This is a genomic window from Paenibacillus sp. (assembly GCF_048976745.1).
Classification (GTDB): Bacteria; Bacillota; Bacilli; order Paenibacillales; family Paenibacillaceae; genus Paenibacillus.
This window is the reverse complement of record NZ_JBHGUU010000023.1, coordinates 316,948-334,265: the sequence shown is the minus strand read 5'-3', so window position 1 is coordinate 334,265 and position 17,318 is coordinate 316,948. Positions and strand designations below refer to the sequence as shown.

14 protein-coding genes are annotated in these 17,318 nt (G+C 49.2%); 2 read left to right on the top strand and 12 right to left on the bottom strand.

Annotation, left to right across the window (positions count from 1 at the left end; translation table 11 throughout):
- The 5 genes from ACE3K2_RS25920 to ACE3K2_RS25900 form a co-directional block, all read right to left on the bottom strand.
- A partial coding sequence (locus ACE3K2_RS25920; protein ID WP_421896838.1) for a tetratricopeptide repeat-containing glycosyltransferase family 2 protein occupies positions 1-1,345 on the bottom strand: 1,345 nt, incomplete at its 3' end.
- Positions 1,346-1,455: 110 nt separating this feature from the next.
- Positions 1,456-3,426 carry a glycosyltransferase gene (locus ACE3K2_RS25915; RefSeq protein ID WP_421896835.1) on the bottom strand — a complete coding sequence of 657 codons (1,971 nt, stop codon included), beginning with the start codon at positions 3,424-3,426 and terminating at the stop codon, positions 1,456-1,458.
- Positions 3,383-5,671: a glycosyltransferase gene (locus ACE3K2_RS25910; RefSeq protein WP_421896832.1), complete on the bottom strand. Its 2,289-nt coding sequence runs from the start codon at positions 5,669-5,671 to the stop codon at positions 3,383-3,385. Before ACE3K2_RS25910 ends, ACE3K2_RS25915 begins: the two co-directional genes overlap by 44 nt.
- A gap of 77 nt (positions 5,672-5,748) precedes the next feature.
- Positions 5,749-7,092 (bottom strand): DUF6385 domain-containing protein, encoded by a 1,344-nt coding sequence (locus ACE3K2_RS25905; RefSeq protein ID WP_421896829.1) that lies wholly within the window; start codon positions 7,090-7,092, stop codon positions 5,749-5,751.
- Between the two features lie 45 nt (positions 7,093-7,137).
- Positions 7,138-7,635 (bottom strand): DUF6385 domain-containing protein, encoded by a 498-nt coding sequence (locus ACE3K2_RS25900; protein WP_421896826.1) that lies wholly within the window; start codon positions 7,633-7,635, stop codon positions 7,138-7,140.
- Between the two features lie 202 nt (positions 7,636-7,837).
- Between ACE3K2_RS25900 and ACE3K2_RS25895 the strand changes: the two genes are divergently transcribed.
- Together ACE3K2_RS25895 and ACE3K2_RS25890 are read left to right on the top strand one after the other, a co-directional pair.
- On the top strand, positions 7,838-8,371 hold the full coding sequence (locus tag ACE3K2_RS25895) for a hypothetical protein (protein WP_421896823.1): 534 nt from the start codon (positions 7,838-7,840) through the stop codon (positions 8,369-8,371).
- A 30-nt stretch (positions 8,372-8,401) separates the two neighbouring features.
- On the top strand, positions 8,402-8,983 hold the full coding sequence (locus tag ACE3K2_RS25890; RefSeq protein ID WP_421896819.1) for a hypothetical protein: 582 nt from the start codon (positions 8,402-8,404) through the stop codon (positions 8,981-8,983).
- Positions 8,984-9,976: 993 nt separating this feature from the next.
- Here the strand turns inward: ACE3K2_RS25890 and ACE3K2_RS25885 are convergent.
- The 7 genes from ACE3K2_RS25885 to ACE3K2_RS25855 all read right to left on the bottom strand — a co-directional run bounded on the left by ACE3K2_RS25885 (position 9,977) and on the right by ACE3K2_RS25855 (position 17,313).
- The gene (locus tag ACE3K2_RS25885) at positions 9,977-10,225 is read right to left on the bottom strand and encodes a hypothetical protein (protein ID WP_339788074.1); all 249 of its coding nucleotides are present in this window, start codon (positions 10,223-10,225) and stop codon (positions 9,977-9,979) included.
- Between the two features lie 34 nt (positions 10,226-10,259).
- Entirely contained in the window at positions 10,260-11,048 is a 789-nt protein-coding gene (locus tag ACE3K2_RS25880; protein WP_421896816.1) for a hypothetical protein, read from the bottom strand.
- Positions 11,049-11,676: 628 nt separating this feature from the next.
- A complete protein-coding gene (locus ACE3K2_RS25875) occupies positions 11,677-13,014 on the bottom strand; it encodes an MFS transporter (RefSeq protein ID WP_421896813.1) in 1,338 nt (445 codons plus the stop codon).
- Positions 13,015-13,083: 69 nt separating this feature from the next.
- On the bottom strand, positions 13,084-14,262 hold the full coding sequence (locus ACE3K2_RS25870) for a winged helix-turn-helix domain-containing protein (protein ID WP_421896810.1): 1,179 nt from the start codon (positions 14,260-14,262) through the stop codon (positions 13,084-13,086).
- Between the two features lie 193 nt (positions 14,263-14,455).
- On the bottom strand, positions 14,456-15,250 hold the full coding sequence (locus ACE3K2_RS25865) for an ABC transporter ATP-binding protein (protein WP_036606660.1): 795 nt from the start codon (positions 15,248-15,250) through the stop codon (positions 14,456-14,458).
- A gap of 2 nt (positions 15,251-15,252) precedes the next feature.
- A complete protein-coding gene (locus ACE3K2_RS25860) occupies positions 15,253-16,113 on the bottom strand; it encodes an ABC transporter permease (protein ID WP_047841071.1) in 861 nt (286 codons plus the stop codon).
- 150 nt (positions 16,114-16,263) lie between these two features.
- Positions 16,264-17,313 (bottom strand): ABC transporter substrate-binding protein, encoded by a 1,050-nt coding sequence (locus tag ACE3K2_RS25855; RefSeq protein ID WP_421896807.1) that lies wholly within the window; start codon positions 17,311-17,313, stop codon positions 16,264-16,266.
- Between the last annotated feature and the right edge of the window lie 5 nt (positions 17,314-17,318).

Sequence of the window (17,318 nt, the reverse complement as noted above, 5' to 3'; positions counted from 1 at the left end):
GCGCAAGGGCCGCCTCTGGCCCGTGCTGCGCATGCGCGGCCCAGGGCTGCAAAGCCACCCTAGCCGCGGCGTCCTCGCCCAGCTGGGCCAGCGCAAGCCCGGCAGCCAGCGGCTGTGCCCGCAGCGGGCCAGCAAGCGCCGCCGCATGGCGCAGCAGCCACTCCGGCCGATGCGCAGCCAGCGCGGCCGAGATCAGCGCTTGCCATGCCACAGGCGGCAAGCTTACCCGGGCGGCTGTGCTCGCGATGGCGTGCGGCCGCCCGGTGGCAGCGGCCAGCAACAACAGCCGCTGCCATGCAGGCAAGCTGCCGGGTTGCATGCATAGCGCCGCCGTGTACGCGGCTTCTGCCTCTGCCCAGCGGCCGGCCCGCTCATGGGCCATGCCTTCCAGCGTCAGGCTGCGATAGGTTCCAGCACCAGAGACGGATGTATACCTGCTTGCTGTGGAAGCAGCCGATTTAGCCTGTTTTAACCAGCCCAAGGCCATGTCCTCTCTCCCTTGATCCAGTTCAAGTACCGCACCAAGCTCCAACAAATCCGGAAAATCCGCATACACGGGTGCCCATGCTTCCACCACAGCAAGCGCCCGTTCCGGGCTGCCCATTTCTCGCCAGGCGTAAGCCGTTTTCAGCACCAGATCCGAGTGGTATCCACACTCCGGCATAAGCTTCGCCAATAATGGCTGTAACAACCGAAGTGCTTCATCATACTTCGCTTGCTGAAACCATTCGGCAGCCAACGCATATAACAGCTCCGGTTGATCGCCCTCCTGATTCAATGCGGATCGTATCAGCTGCATGTTCCGTACACCTTTATTTTTAACAGTAATCTCCTGCTCCAGATATCCGTAATGAATGACCTCAAGTCCAGAATGAAGCACACCTTGCGGGGCCAAAGCCAGGATGGAAGTAGCAATCTCTTCATGAATTCTGCCTTGAAAAGCAATTCGGGGATCATTTCGGAACAATCGACATACCGCATCCGTCACACGCTCTTCACCGGACACACCCAGTAGACTTGTGACTTGTATCCAATATCCCCACACGTCGTCCCTGCTTGATGTTAACAACTGTTCGAGTTCTGCCTTCATCTGTGGGGTCTGCACCCACACTTCATCCGCATCAAGCACCAGAATCCAAGGTCTCGTAGCAGCCGCGAGCGACAGATTACGAGCCTCACTGAAATCTCCGTTCCACTCCCTACGGATTACAACGGCCCCATGAAGGCGTGCAATCTCAGTTGTGTTGTCTACCGAGCCTGTGTCCACAACGATGATCTCATCCACAACATCCCTGACTGCATTCAGGCACCGCTGGAGTGAGCCTGCTTCATCCTTCACGATCATGCACAAGCTAATCCCTGACCTCACATTCACACCATCCCTCACTAATGGAGTTCGCCCCCATTCAGAACCCAGTTGTATTTACTTTAACCCCATCATCTACCCGGTTCCTCTCAGCTCTCAAAGCCGTCCACTCCCGGCAACTCCAGCCGAATATGCTGAATGACAGGCCAACAATGATGCCGTTGTCCATCTGTATGCTGAACCAACACCTCCAGATGATGATCCGCTGCACTGACCAATCCCTTCACCAGCCAGCTGGTTCCCGTCAGGGTATCCGAAGCCCCAGGGAAAGACTCCGTGTCACCAGCCTTCCCTTTTTCCTTTTTCCCTTCCATCAAATTCTCCTTCTCTCCCGCTCGAACGCTCTCTCCCACCGATAACCCTTCTCCCGCCAATTGCTGTCGACACATCTGAATCAGGCTATGCAGCTCTTTCCATCTCCCCGACTGTACACATCCTTCCATCATCAGTCCAAGGGCCTGCCAGCCATCATACTCCGCTCCTGCAATTGTTCCGTCCATGCTGGGGTCCATGACCTTCTTCGTTGTTGCTCTCAGACCCACCGTTCGCCCGGTCTGTCCAACAAGCTCCTCATTCGTAACCACACCAAGCTGTGAACTACGCTTCAACCACAATGTCAGTGGATCATCTCCGTTGACTTCCTTCCCCTCGATCCACTCCAAGCGTTCAAGCCATCGGGCAGACAAGATCGCGAGCTGCCCTTTTTTCCGCTGCACAGGTTGCAGTTTCTGACGTGCCTTGTTCCATCTCCCTTGCTGGATGTGGAGCATCGCTTCAGCCACGGATAGGCGCTCCCTCATCTCTCCGGTGGGTTGTGAGGATATGCCCGGTAACAATTGCAGAGCCGCATCATAACAACGGGATTGCTCTAGAATGCCCAATACTTTGTGCGTAACCTCTTCCGAACCAAGGGCAAAGCGCTCCCTCACCAGCTCTGGAATCTGATGTTCCTGCCCGGAGACTCGCATAATGCGGAATATCCGATAGAGCGGCGGCAGCAGACTGGATTTGGCACGCACCGCTTCCACGTAAGCATCCACCGCCCCCTCCAGATCGGCCCTTCCTTCCAGTAATCGCCCTAACGTATACCATGTCTGATAGGTGCCCATGCCTTCTTCCGTATGGTATACGGGGGGAGGTGGTCCCATACGAACAGCTTCACGGAACGAATACTCTGCCCGATCTGTATCACCCAATGCGTCTGCACATACCCCGCGATGGTGCATCAGATCCGTGTACTCTGGAAAGAGTTCAAGCGCAGCATCAATGCGATCCAATGCCTCCTGCCAGCGATTCAGATGCTGGAGACAACGAACTTCATATTTGAACAACAGATGCGCGTAACTGGTCACCGCAGGATCAATCCCCATCCGAGCCACACCAAACGTCTCCAATGCCCGCTCCGCTTCCCCCACACGCAGATACTCCACTCCCAGATTATAGTGATGGAACGGCTGATCCGGTTCTTCCTCTACTGCCTGTTGCAACAGGCGAACATTGCGGTTCACCTTATCTTTACTTTCCACAATCGCCGTCTGATACCCATAATGATGAATGACCATGTCCGTCACATGAAAAGCAGCCTCTGGATTCCCACGACAGATCGCCGCCGCAATCTGCTCATGAATCCGCCCTTCGAACCGATGACCCGGAGCATTGCGGAAGAGACGCAAAACCGGATTCACGGTAGCCCCCTGCTGACCCGTACCTGTATAGTTATGAATGTTTAAAAACAATCCGTCACATCCGCTGACCGCCGTCCAGCTCCTGATCTGCTCCCGCGCAGCCCCATCGAGCGCCTCGTCCGCATCAAGAAAGAGAATCCAGTCGCCGGAAGCCTGCTCCAGTCCAGCATTCCGTGCTGCGGCAAAATCATCGCACCACTCAAATGGCACCACCACCGCGCCATGCTGCTGTGCAATCTGCACGCTGCGATCCGACGAACCGGTATCCACTACAATCATTTCGTCCACCGCTCCCTGGACACTGGCAAGACACTGAGGCAGCAACTCTTCCTCATCCTTCACGATCATGCATAGGGAAATCCGTTCCGCTCGCAAGCTGATTCCTCCTTTCCTTCGCTTGGAAAAGCGTACGCCACGGGATGCCTTCGGTCGTACGCAGCCTTTGTTCCAGTGCAGTATGTTGTGCCAGGAGTGACCCTGAAGACGGAGAACGAACCATTTCCTGCCGAATCGCTTCCAATGCCAACCGCATGTAACATACAGCTACTCCAGCTCGGGCCAGCCGCATATCAGGCTCTCGCTCCAAAGCTTGCTCGAACAGAGACAGCGCCTGATCATTATGGCCTTTGGCATATAGTGTTTCGCCCAGCCAGAATAACCCTTCGGCATCCAGCTCGCTCTCGGTCATGCACTGGATCAGGAGGTTCGCAGCTATCAGGGTATACCCCTGACAATACAGCAGGCCTGCAAACTCCCGTCGTAAAGTTACGGCCGTTCCCCAATGGTCACGCATCATTCGTGCCCGCAACTCATGCAGCTGCTCAGCAAGTGTAAGCTGCCCTGTCTTTACGGCTTGCTGCACAACCTTCTCTGCTACCATCTCTGCCTGTTGTCCCCATTGCATAAGCTTCTGTTCCAGTGACGCAGGTTCCATGCTTCGCGGCTCTTTGGTCAACTGAGCCAACAGTCGATCCATGACCTTCCATACGTTCTTTTCCTGTGGAAGCGTAGTTGCGAGGAACGCCTCGGATAATCGTAATCCATTGGCCCAACAAGCCAGTGCCCAATCCATTCTGTGCTCCACCGGCAGATTGACTTCGTGCACATCATCATTGCTCCAGTGTTCTTCCGCCAGTTGAAGTGCTTCCGAAACCTTATTCGCACACAACATCCAATGGATCTGATCCGCTACATGGATACGAGCAGCACGCGCATCTGTATCCAGCATTTTTAATGCCTGCTCATAGGCTCCGCAGCCTGCCAGAACATAAATCACTTGCACCAGATGATCCTCATTCGCCATCGCATATGAATGGGGCATTTCATCGGGAGTCGAATCACCGTGACCTGACTCCTCGTTTTCTCTGCATCTGGCAAGCAATGTCTCTGTTATGTTCTCATCGGTTTCACCGGATTGTTGCAGCACATCTGCCAACCCTGTCCATGCCGGAGCATAGGTGAACATGCTGTCCAGCGCCAGCCCGTACAGATGTGCAGACTCATGAAGGAATCCCCGCTTCTGTGCAAGTCTTGCCATCGCGGTATAAGCTCTGTAACTATCAGAACCTGCTTCCGTTACATATAAGGCGCCTAAAGCGCTACCGCCATCACTCTGTCCCACACGGTCCGTTCCCTTCCGGCAGTCCGTTGCCCGGGCATAGGATTGATATGCACGCTCCTCCAAACCTTGCTGCTCCAACGTCTCCCCATACAACAGGTGCAGATCCGCGTAGGATGGATATCGTCGTCTTTCCACAGCCAAAATTGCATGTGCCTCGTCATAACGTTCCGTTCCTACAAGGGTCTTAGCATAATCTCTAACCAGTGTAGGACGATATGGCGCGAGCAGCTCTGTCAGGTGTAATGATTCACGAAACGCTTTAATTGCCTGTTCAATCTGACCAAGCTGGCAATACGTTACTCCCAGATTGTACAGGTGAAAAGGCTGTGCAGGCTCATCTGCGAGTTCCCGCTCGATCAACTTTAAGTTACGTCTTGGTTTATGTGTCTTCGCAATCGTAGAAGCCAGATACCCATCATGAATGAGACATAGCGGGGCAAGCGGTTCAGCTTCAATCCATTGGCTTTGTTCATCTGTATTACTCTCGCCCTTATTCATATCAATATCAGCGGCCCCATCCTGGGCAAGTCTGCATGAGCTACTGCGTACCAACTGCTCATGGACGCGTCCCGCATATCGATATCCCTGATGAGCACGGAATAGTCTTACTGGTTGGGAGATTACCCTCTCTTCCACCCCATCACCGTATCGATTCTCTATGGTAATCCGTAATCTTGAGATGCTTTTATGGACTTTAGGTAAATAATTCAGCAGTTCTTCCAATCCATGCGTAACATACTCATCGGCATCCAAACACAGGACCCATTCCGTACTCGCCAGAGGCAGACTGATATTTCGTGCATGGGCAAAGTCATCTTGCCAGCGGGCATGCAACACCGTTGCCCCGTACGTTCTGGCAATCTCGGGTGTGCGATCCGTTGAGCCCGTATCGGTGATAAAACATTCCATGCCGATATGCTTCAAGCTGTCGAGACAGCGGGGCAGGTGATGTTCTTCATTTTGCACAATCATATGGATTCCAAGTAACCGGTTCTTCAAAGGCACCACCTCCAATGCAAAAAAGTACATGAAGTCCACCAAAGGAACTCCATGTACCTATATGACAATTAAATGGGTTATGTGCCTTGTCCATTGAAGAACACATCAATCGTGCTTGGTGCGCCAATTAGGCTCGAACGGTAGGAAAGACGTGTATATTTGAGAAAACGCTGTGGCACGAGTACATCCACTGATCCGGACAAAATGCCAGTCACCGTAGTCACATCCGTGTACCAGTTCGTTCCATTGGCGCTGATCTCAACAAGAGCATCTACCCGGTTTATACCCGGCCCCCGGTTATATACAAAGAAAGAATACGTACCAAATACACTGGTTGTAACCGCTGGGAGCGCTGTGAAGGTGTTAGCAGTCGGGGTGCTAATGAGTTGGGACTCCTGAAAACTCTTCTGTGAAATGGACGTCACACTGCTGAGTGTCCCTGCTGTAATTGTGGCTCCAAGTACACTTGTGATGGTTCCGTTTAACAAGTTGGTCAATGTTCCGGCCGTTACGGTTGCACCAAGGACACTTGTAATCGTTCCGTTCAACAAGTTGGTCAGCGTTCCTGCGGTGATTGTTGCTCCAAGTACACTCGTAATCGTACCATTCAGCAGGTTCGTTAAGGTTCCTGCTGTTACCGTGGCTCCGAGCACACTGTTAATCGTACCTGCCGTGATGGTCGCCCCAAGTACGCTGGTAATGGTTCCGGCCGTGATTGTTGCTCCCAATACACTGGTGATCGTACCATTTAACAGGTTCGTCAGTGTTCCCGCTGTCACCGTGGCTCCAAGCACACTGGTAATGGTTCCCGCCGTAATCGTTGCTCCGAGTACACTGGTGATCGTACCATTCAGCAAGTTCGTCAGTGTCCCTGCGGTCACCGTGGCTCCGAGCACACTCGTGATGGTTCCGGCTGTGATCGTCGCTCCCAATACACTTGTGATCGTACCATTCAGTAAGTTCGTCAGTGTCCCTGCGGTCACCGTGGCTCCGAGCACACTGGTGATGGTACCATTCAGCAAGTTCGTGAGTGTACCAGCCGTCACGGTCGCCCCCAGCACACTGGTAATGGTTCCCGCCGTAATCGTCGCTCCCAATACACTTGTGATTGTACCGTTCAGCAAGTTCGTTAAGGTACCCGCAGTAACTGTGGCTCCAAGCACACTGTTAATCGTACCTGCTGTGATGGTCGCTCCAAGTACACTCGTGATGGTTCCGTTCAGAATGTTGGTAATGGTTCCGGCGTTAATTGTGACGGTAGTCAGACCTGAGATGTTACTGATCGTTCCGTCCAAAATAATGCCAACCACGTTCCCGCTTGTATCCGTTCTGACGGGCTGTGCTGTGCCTGTACTATCTTGACCGAAAATCAACGTTCTCAGATTATCCGGATTCGTATTAAACGTCGTAAAGTTAGGCATATGCCTCGTCCTCCTCCCTGGTCAAATCTTTGTGATCATACTCCCTTACGGCATACGCTGCGCCTGAAAGTAAACATCGAGCCGGGTCGGTTGATCCGGTTCAACGGATTGAATTGCAAGCCGGGTATAATGCAAAAATCGCAATGGTACCAGCGCTTTGGTCTGTCCTCCCGCGATCACCTCCTGGCTGTCCACAGCATAGTCCAAGGCATTGGGGCTGATCTGGATCTGTACAAGAGCCGGATGTTTCCCCCGATTGACAACGCCATAGGTGTACATGCTGAGTGATGAGGTATCTTGTGCAGGGAGTGAAGCCATGTTGCTACTGGTTTCGGCCCCGACATACGTATGCTCTGTATAACAATGAATAGCACCAGGGAGTTTCGTGCGTGAGGAAGCACCCTGCTTGAACCGGGGACGAGTAATCCGGGAACAAGGGGGGTTCAGCAATTTAGCGCGGCAGGAATGACGGGAGCGGCGGCGACTAACACATTTAGTTGGTTGCTTCGTTCTCTTCTTGCTTCGCTTCGCTGTTCGACTCATCTCGATTTCCCCTTAAAAAATGTGCTTACGCATCGTATGCCCGGATTGTATATACGGGCACGGCATCCGCCGTTAATTTGAAATTTGCAATCCGTTCCCAAACGCTTTCTCTTGTTTTTACATACAATGCAAGTAATGAGGACATGCGAAACAAAAAGGATCATGAAGGCATTTCAATCTGTTCAGAGGAGAGGGGTACAAGATGACAAACGCTAATATATTCAACCAGTCTAATGGGCCCCTGTTCACGCAACTGACCAACACCTATGCAGCCCCGGGAATTGAAGCATCGGTAGATACCGGTGCGGCTGCGGCAGGCAGTTTTTTTGCCCTGACGACCAACAATACATCGATTCCTTCCAGCCAAAACCTTCTTCTTCAGATCCTGAATGCAACTGGAAGTGGCAGAACAGTGCGTATTGCCAGCCTTTCGGGAGGTACAACTGCTGCAGCTACACTGGTCGTTTATTCCGGAGGCACGGTGACCTTAGGAAGTGCACCTGTACCCGTCAATACGTTACTTGGCAACACCAATACCAGCATCGTGACAACCAGGCAAAATACCGGCACGCTTGGGGGTACGTTTACAAGCTTGCTCAGCATACCTCTTACAGCGGGAATGTATGCTTTGGACTTAAACGGTTCTATTGTTGTTCCGCCCGGACAATCACTATCCATTAGTTTAGGAACTGGCAGTCAGACGGCAGCTATTAACCTCTTCTGGTGGGAATTCTGAGCATGATCCTGATAAAAGGAGGTGCACACTGTGCCAAACAATAATGTATTTAATCCATTAAATCTGCCCGTCTATACATCCAACACCAACACCTATATTTCTCCCGGCATTGTTGCTCCTCCGGAGAATAATGCAGGCAGTACAGGCAATCTGTACAATGCAGGTTCCACCAACTCCACCACACTGGGGTTGCTGGGAGGAACGGTGATCGCCACCGTGCAACTGGCCAATCCAGCAGGGAGTGGGAAAACCCTATACGTATCACGGCTCTCTGGCGGAATCACGGTTGCACTGAATCTGTTGTCATCCTTCAGTGGTTCCTTGAGCCTTACAGCAAATGGAACGTTGTCCTCCCCCAGTACACTAACATCGGTAAACAGCAATCTTTCCAGCAGCAATACCAGTGTAGCCATCGTACGATTCTCTACTGCTGCGCCTTCAGGAGCGACCTCATTGATGGCTATGCCCCTTCAAGCAGGGCCGTTTCTGTCCGATGAATTTGGCCGTTACGTGGTCCCTCCGGCTCAAGCTATAAACCTCTCTGTCAGCGGATCACTTTCGGTTGGTGGACTGCTGGCCTCTACGGCTTATTTCGCCTGGTGGGAAGTGTGATTCGTTCAATATATAATATTCTAGGATAGCAACCGGCCGCCCTTCGGTGACTACCTGAACCCCCTTTGATCGAACAGACGACGACTTGACTTCCGAGAGGGTGAGGGCGAAGCAGAGAGCTCGGCCTGACGGTGGTTAATCGCTATCCCTCTGTTAACATTCGGAAGGCAAAAGGGAAAATACGAGTACAACAAAAAGAACAGGCATATGCTGGCCCGCCATGTATATGATCTCTTCAGTGTCTGCCTGTCTTATTTCCCTAAAAGCATATGGGTGTAGTTCGAAGATCGAACCATCAAAGAAAAGCACTGTATCATAATCCGTTACCTCTACCGATTGTTCAGCACAGAGCATCTTGAATTGCTCCCACTCCGGTGTTAATAAGTTATCTAGTCTTATACCTTCTAAGTAGATTACGAGAATGTAATGGCCACCTAATGTGGCGACGGCACGTAAAACTTCATGCTTACAGTGTGTTATATTCTCACGGACATAAAAATCGATTATAGTTTCACTTAAGATACGATCAACCGGATGCATGACTTTTTCACGACTTCATCCTCAATAGGAGCTGCCATTTTCATGAGGTTTGAAATCCGACTTTTAGCCCTATTTTTAGCTACTGTTACTCTTCTCATTATTTACCTTCACTATCAAGATATTTGCATTATTGCAAAATCGATGCGAGCTGACAAATTTTAAAGAATAGACTTTAGTCTGCTTTTGATTTTGGCTCCGTGAGGGATGTTAACGTGGGTCAGGAACGTAAAGCGGAGTACCCCGCAGCGATGCCTGCTGGCTCTTAGGTGCTGTCTCTGCCGCCTTAGAGCCAGTAAGCATTAGCCCTCAGAAAAAAAGTAAGATCTTCTCTGAAGAAGATCTTTATCTAGGTATCAATCCTATTTTTCGTTTGAGAGTAAGCCTAATCATTAAGATCAAAAAGAGCACCCGTATGGATGCTCTTTAAGAATGAGTAAAACGATAATTTATTATTCAATGCATTTCTTTCTTTTTGTCCATTTCAGCCCATACTAGATAAATAATTCCTAGACAGAGTGCAATTATTTCTGGGATAAAAGAAAAGGATTTTGTAACTGACAGAGCATAGTCAAACATACCCTCACCTAAAACATTATCTTTGCGGCCCATAATTGCCGCAACAATATAATGTGTACTATTTCTCGAAATAAACAATATGGCAGAGATGACAAGGAGGGTAATACCAGCTGCCCGTTTATTCATATAATCATTCCTCCTTGGTATCAATTGATTTGTTTTAATTCGGAACCGTATCAGTTTCCATTATTACATAGAGCCCATCAGGTAACCCTGCATTTCCTTTTTTCGCGATATAAACGTCTAGAAAATATGTCTCATCAGTTATTTTCACATTGGTCTTACCATCGAAGTTCCATAGTTCTTCATACATTGTACCAAAAGAATTACTCATGTTGGGAGTATATTGCATCCATGAGTATTTTTTTGGAGGTATTGGTTGAGCAATTGAATCAGTGTTAGAGTATGAGTTACTCCACGATGCCCCTACTGATACCCCTGCAGTAAATGCTTTTTTAGTATGAGAAGCGGATAAACTAACGTTACTCGTATAGGATTGTGAAGCCGCAAAGGTGATAGTTCTAGTTGCAGTTTGTGTCCCAGAATTATAAACCGGAACGGAAATTCTGCGAGCTAAATTTTGCCGATACACTGTAGGTACGAATCCAGCCTGAACGTATCTACTTCGATCAATCAAAGCAAATGGTGTAATCAAATCATCATCATTAGTACGACTCTTTAAATCCCCAATATTAATTCTATTAGTCATAATACTTTTCTGTGCCTCTAAAAGTTGTTGTTTTTCCTCATTTTCCTTTATTAAAAGATCATACTGCTCAGTATTAAGCTCTTTTTTCACCCCATCTTCAACGACAAATGCTCTTGCTACATTAGATTCGGCCGAAACTGTATTTTCAGTTTCAGCAAAAGCAGCTGAGCTGGTACCTCCTACCATTGCCACTACTAGAGACAGAATTACCGGAAACTTCAACTTCACCTTCATTTTCACGTTCCTTTCTCTTAGGTTTATTTACGCACAACCAAATACAGTAATTGTATTAAATGTATCTAGTTATAATAAGAACACCTTATGTCAGTGTAAAGTTTGGAATTTTTTAAAAAAATAATAATTTATTATCCATATAAGAAAATAACATCCATATCTATATGTTTTCGCACCAGATCCAAGGTATAATCACTAAAAAATACCGATGAGGAGCAACGTTTCTTTGAATATTCAAGATCAATCAGAACAAGACGTACTCTTCATCGAAGAATAGTTTTGAGAATTGATCTCTCTTTTTCTTCCTTAGAATCTACAATCGTTTGATAAGAAAACAGTTGGGCGTCAATGCTCCAAGGTTTAGTAACCCATTTCACGGATTCTCTCCTCTGATTCAGTTCAAGATAAGGAACTATATCAAGATCAAGTAATGCATCATAAATTCCTATAATAATGATATGCTTGTCGTATCTTATTTACATGTAAGTTCGCTTCTCTCGGCTTTGGTAAAACCATGGTTATCTCCTCACTCTTTTATGGTAGGAACAGTTAGCTATTAAGAGAGACCCCAAGTTTCAATATGGCTATCTGTCTGACTGTAGATACAATGATGTTAGGAATCGGGTCAAAACAGTCAGACCGATTCCTGCGGAATGGTCTCTTTTGCTTCCGATAGGAGAGACTGTTTCCCCTCCCATAAGACGCGCTGTAATAGTATGCCAGCAAGACCAATTACCAGCGTAGCCAGACCGATATATTGAAAAGTGGGGCTCGGCCCTGCAACGCGGATGAGCGCTCCGCCTGCAAGTGGAGCTACGACAAGTACAACGCTGGATAGTGAGTTTTGAATGCCGAAGACGCGCCCCACATAGGCAGGAGGGGTCTCCTTTTGCAACAAATAATTCAGTGTGACCATAAATAGTCCATTACCCAGCCCGATGCAAAGGCCCCAGATAATGACCCAAATTTCAGGTGTTTGTGGGCCGATCCACCCCAACGCAGCGATTCCGGCACCCACAAACAGATATCCACCACCCAGTCCCCACCCATACCCCATTCTCGGTAAGCGATTTAACAACAAAATGATGACGACTGCTCCTGCTCCTGCCGACGACCCCAACCAGCCGAGCAGTGATTCATTACCTGGCTTGATCTCCCGAAACAGGGTCGTAAACTGATAATCAATCATGAGAATGGCCATGAGTCCAAAACAGCCGAACAACATCGTACTCATCACGGTGCGACTGCTCCGTATAAAACGCCAGCCTTGCTTCCACTGGGAGAACAAAGATTCCGATTCATCCTTTTCACTAGCAGCACTTCCGTCTGATGCAACGGACTCCAACTTCTCCACCAAACGACGCAAGGGCCATAATACCGCACCCGATAACAGGCGTGTACAGGCATTAATGACAATACAGATTTGTGGTGAAAAGAATGCCAAAATGACTGCGCCCAGCAGTGGTCCCGCCACTTTCGAACACTGGCTCACAAAACCGTTTAGGGACGATGCCTGAAACAGATGCTCCTCTGCAACCACCTGGCGGGTTAACGCCTGCTGTGCTGGAACATGGAATACCCCCATCATGGCCCGCAGGGCAAGCAGTGGAAGCAACCACATCGGGCTTGGTGCGAATAAAATAGCAATGGTTAACCCCACCGTGATTACATCACACAGGAGCATGATTTTCACTTTGTGAAGTCGATCAGCCAGTGTGCCTGCAACGGAGCCAAGCAGTATGCCCGGGACAGCCATACATACAGGAATAAGGGCAATAATCAGCGGATCGGCGCCCCAACGGTAGGCCACCATCACCTGGATGGCGAGTGCATCAAACCAGTCTCCAAACGTAGCCAGCGAGTATGCGATAAACATGCGGACATACCGGAGATTGGTCCATAAGCTTTTGGAAGATTCCGCGAGTGATTCGGTGGATTCCTTGGATGTGGGTTCAGTTGAAATGACGGTCATACGTGTACTTCCTCCCTTGATTACAGCCGTTAGCGGTCTGTATGTTCCTTGGCTGTAATCTTAAAGGAGTTATATCAGAGGAAGATCAGAGGTTGAGGAGATGGGAGATAGAAATTTACGAATTTCATTTACAATTGGTTGTCCATATGTGGGAACACCGTAACTTTTGCCGATTTCTGCATACACTTGTCGATACTTGCTCCGAATTCTGCCTTCAATTCGATGTTGAGCCATGAACTGGAGAATCTGAAAAGCAGCATTCAGATATAGCGGTGCGTTCAGAGACATCTTCAATACATCCAGGCCATCATCCATTCTAAGTTCCGCTTCACGAACTCGTCCTTGCCGAAGCAACCATAAGCCTTCCATCACCTGAAAACGTCCGATCTCCCTCAGATACGGGGCATCCTTCAATCCTGACCGCAGGACTGCCATCTGAGCTTCAACTGCTTCACCACTGCCACCCCACAGTTCCACATATAACGCGGCAAGTGCTACAGGCAGCCTGAAATTCTCCAGCTCATCCGTCTCGATTACACGATATGTTTCTTCCAACTGTGCTTTGGCCCGTTGATACTGGCCCACCTCTACATAGACTTCAACGATGTTCAGAATGCGGAGTTCACGAAGCTGATCGGCAGATAATGCAGATGAACTCAATGCCTGCTCATACAAGGGTAAGCTATCGGATGGTTCTATTAACGAATGGACAAAAATTAATAACCAGTATAAGCGTTCTTCAAAAGCAATTTCGTTGGTTGTACTCAGCCACTCCAGATCTCCCTGTATAAAATGAATATACAACTGATAATACGGGACAATCTGAATGCCAAGCGCTTCCTGCTGTTGAACAAGGGTCTGTATGGCATTGCCCTGTCCAAACAAGTGATATTTACGAAGTAATCCGTGAATAACTTCCTGCATTTCGGGGTCCTGAGCAGAGGGGCTGGCGGGTAGAGCGGACTTGTTCTCATGCACTGCAAGCCGGTATCCATAGCCCCGGACCGTATCCAGACTGATCTCATCCCAGCGTTTTAATTTTTTGCGCAGGCGATAGATATGATCGTCCACGGTGCGTTCAACCGGATATTCAAGCGGCCATACCCGATCCAGCAGCTGGCTGCGGGTGAAGGCTTTTTCCTTGTTTTCATACAGAAAATGCAGTAGTGCAAACTCCTTGGCGAGCAGGCGAATGGACTCCGTTCGCCGCGTGACCGTATATGTGCCCTCATCCAATTGTAAAGACATCCTGGGTTCCTCCTGCTATGTTAATTCGCTAGTCCGAAATAATATAGATTCATTCCATTTTCTTCAACGTGTTCAACATACCATAAAAACCCTTTGCGAGAACGCAAAAGGTTTTTTATCGTCTATCTTATAGATGGCTTAAATTGTAGATCACGCTACGTATCTCTGTTCTTCCAACAAGTATTATCTTGCCTTAACCCAGCACGACACGATCATCCGCCATTTTCTTGCCGCTAATCCGTTCGAATTCACCAAGCAACTCAGGTACAGTCAACGTACGTTTACGCTCTTCGCTGACATCCAGAATAATTCGGCCTTTGTCCATCATGATTAGACGGTTACCCAAACGAATGGCCTGCTCCATATTGTGCGTCACCATCAGGGTGGTAAGTCTCATCTCACGCACAAGGGTCTCCGTCAGTTCCGTGATCAGTTCGGCACGTGAAGGGTCAAGGGCTGCCGTATGTTCATCCAGTAGCAAAATCTGCGGCTGGGTAAACGTAGCCATCAACAGGCTAAGGGCCTGCCGCTCCCCGCCAGACAAGAGCCCCACTTTTGCATTGGGACGCTTCTCCAGTCCGATTCCCAACTTCTCCAGTTGCGTGTTGAAAATCTCACGTCTGGCACGGGTTACTCCGAAGCCCAGTCCACGCCCTTTGCCACGTTTGTATGCCATCGCCATATTTTCTTCAATGGACATATGTGGTGCTGTTCCTGCCATCGGGTCCTGAAACACCCGGCCAATCCAGCTGCTGCGTTTATGCTCCGGCAGGTTTTTAATGGAGCGATCATTGATCAGTACATCCCCCATATCCGGCTTCATCACACCTGAAATGATGTTCATCAGCGTGGATTTACCCGCTCCGTTACTGCCAATGACCGTCACAAAATCTCCCGGATTCATCGTCAGATTCACGCCAACCAGCGCGGTCTTCTCGTCCGTTGTGCCTGGGTTGAACAGCTTGGTTACCTGTGTAATCTCCAGCATGCTCACATACCTCCCTTCGCCTGTTGACCCCCGGATCGCATCAACTCTTCTGTTCGTTTGCGAGCCAGACTCCGCTGCTTCATGGAGCGCTGCATCGTTGGGAATACAAGGGCAATAATGACGATTACCGCGGTGATCAACTTCAGATCCGATGTATCAAACCATTCCACCTGTAGGGCAAGCGCAACCACAATCCGGTAAATAATCGAACCAACGATCGCTGCAAGCGTGGCCCAGAATACCGTTCTTGCACCAAGAATGGCTTCACCGATAATCACCGAAGCCAGTCCAATGACGATCATCCCAATGCCCATCGTGATGTCTGCAAATCCTGATTGCTGTGCAATAAATGCGCCAGACAGTGCAACCAATCCATTGGATAAGCTGACCCCTACAATTGTCGTCACATCCGTATTTGCACCAAAGCTGCGAATCATGCGTTTGTTATCACCTGTTGCGCGGAGTGCCAGTCCAACGTCTGTTTTCATGAACAGATCAAGCATGATTTTAAACACCAGCACGACGATAATAATAAGCACCATGACATGCTCACCTGAGAACGGATTGTCCATCCCCATAATGGATTTATTCGGTGCGCCAAGAATACGCATATTAATGGAGTAAAGCGCGATCATCATCAAAATCCCGGATAACAATCCGTTGATTTTGCCTTTGGTATGAAGCAGACCTGTACAAGCCCCGGCCACCATGCCGCCAGCCATTGCCGCCAAGCAGGCGAGCCAAGGAGAGAAGTCATTGGAGATCATAACCGCCGCGATTGCGCCTCCTGTTGTAAAACTTCCGTCTACGGTAAGGTCAGGAAAATCGAGTATGCGGAACGTAATATACACACCAAGAGCCATCAGTGCATATAAAAGTCCCAGCTCGATTGCTCCTTCAATTGAATTCCAGCTTATACTCACGCTACTTCCTCCCTGTCTATCGAAAAGAATGAGGCGAACACGTTGCACGTTCGCCTCGCATTCATACTGCCGGATGATGATCCGGTCAGATTATTCAATAATGTTGTTTTCCTGGTCTTTTACTTCCGCCTTCATCTCATCCGTAACCGTGATGCCTTGGGCTTCAGCTGCTTTCAGGTTCAAAATCAGATCGAGTTTGTCTGGAACGGTGACTTTCATATCACCGGGTTTTGTACCATTTTTCAGAATGTCCGCAGCCATCTCACCCACCTGATATCCATGGTCATAATACTTGAAGCCTACCGTTGCAAAAGCTCCTTTTTCGACGGTATCCCGATCACTGGAGAAAAACGGAATTTTATTGCTGTTCGCCGTTTGGATGATCGTATCCACCGCACTTACGACAGAGTTATCAAGCGTAATGTAGAAGGCATCCACTTTGCCAACCAGAGAATCTGTTGCCTGTTTTACTTCCGATGTATTCGTAACGGGTGCTTTCACCAGCTTGATATTATGTGTTGCGAGTGCTTTTTCTGCGTTATCCGCCATAACCACCGCATTTGGTTCACCTTCGTTAATGACCAAACCTACCGTTTTCACATCCGGCAGATTTTTGGCGATAAAGTCAGCCAATTGTACGATGGCCTCCGGATTCGTGTCGGATGCACCTGTAACATTGCCGCCAGGCTTGTCCATATCGGTCACCAGTTTGGCACCCAGTGGGTCTGTCACTGCTGCGAACAACAATGGCTTGTCCTTCACTTGTTGAGCCAAAGCCAGCGCAGATGGTGTTGCGATTCCGAGTACGAGATCATTTTTGGAATCACCCGAGATTTTCTGTGCAATGGACAGGTTGTTCGTTGAATCACCTTGCGCATTATTGTAATCGATTTTGAGGTTCTTGTTCTCTTCAATACCCGCATCCTTCAGGGCTGCGATGAAACCTTCGCGTGTAGCGTCCAGGGATGGATGTTCAACAATCTGGGAGATGGCAATCTGGTATGATTTTTCCTCGCTGCCTCCACCGGTTGTACTCCCCGATCCTTCGGATTCCGAGCCTGTACCGCTGTTATTTCCGCAACCTGCCGCAACGATCATTGAAGCAACCATCATCAGTGACATCCAAAATTTCTTTTTCATGTGTG

What these genes read in the sequence shown, in the direction of transcription:
- ACE3K2_RS25905 (WP_421896829.1), bottom strand. Translation starts at nt 7,092, where the DNA reads ATGCCTAACTTTACGACGTTTAATACGAATCCGGATAATCTGAGAACG.
- ACE3K2_RS25900 (WP_421896826.1), bottom strand. Translation starts at nt 7,635, where the DNA reads ATGAGTCGAACAGCGAAGCGAAGCAAGAAGAGAACGAAGCAACCAACT.
- ACE3K2_RS25895 (WP_421896823.1), top strand. Translation starts at nt 7,838, where the DNA reads ATGACAAACGCTAATATATTCAACCAGTCTAATGGGCCCCTGTTCACG.
- ACE3K2_RS25885 (WP_339788074.1), bottom strand. Translation starts at nt 10,225, where the DNA reads ATGAATAAACGGGCAGCTGGTATTACCCTCCTTGTCATCTCTGCCATA.
- ACE3K2_RS25875 (WP_421896813.1), bottom strand. Translation starts at nt 13,014, where the DNA reads ATGACCGTCATTTCAACTGAACCCACATCCAAGGAATCCACCGAATCA.
- ACE3K2_RS25870 (WP_421896810.1), bottom strand. Translation starts at nt 14,262, where the DNA reads ATGTCTTTACAATTGGATGAGGGCACATATACGGTCACGCGGCGAACG.
- ACE3K2_RS25865 (WP_036606660.1), bottom strand. Translation starts at nt 15,250, where the DNA reads ATGCTGGAGATTACACAGGTAACCAAGCTGTTCAACCCAGGCACAACG.
- ACE3K2_RS25860 (WP_047841071.1), bottom strand. Translation starts at nt 16,113, where the DNA reads ATGGCTCTTGGTGTGTATATTACGTTCCGCATACTCGATTTTCCTGAC.
- ACE3K2_RS25855 (WP_421896807.1), bottom strand. Translation starts at nt 17,313, where the DNA reads ATGAAAAAGAAATTTTGGATGTCACTGATGATGGTTGCTTCAATGATC.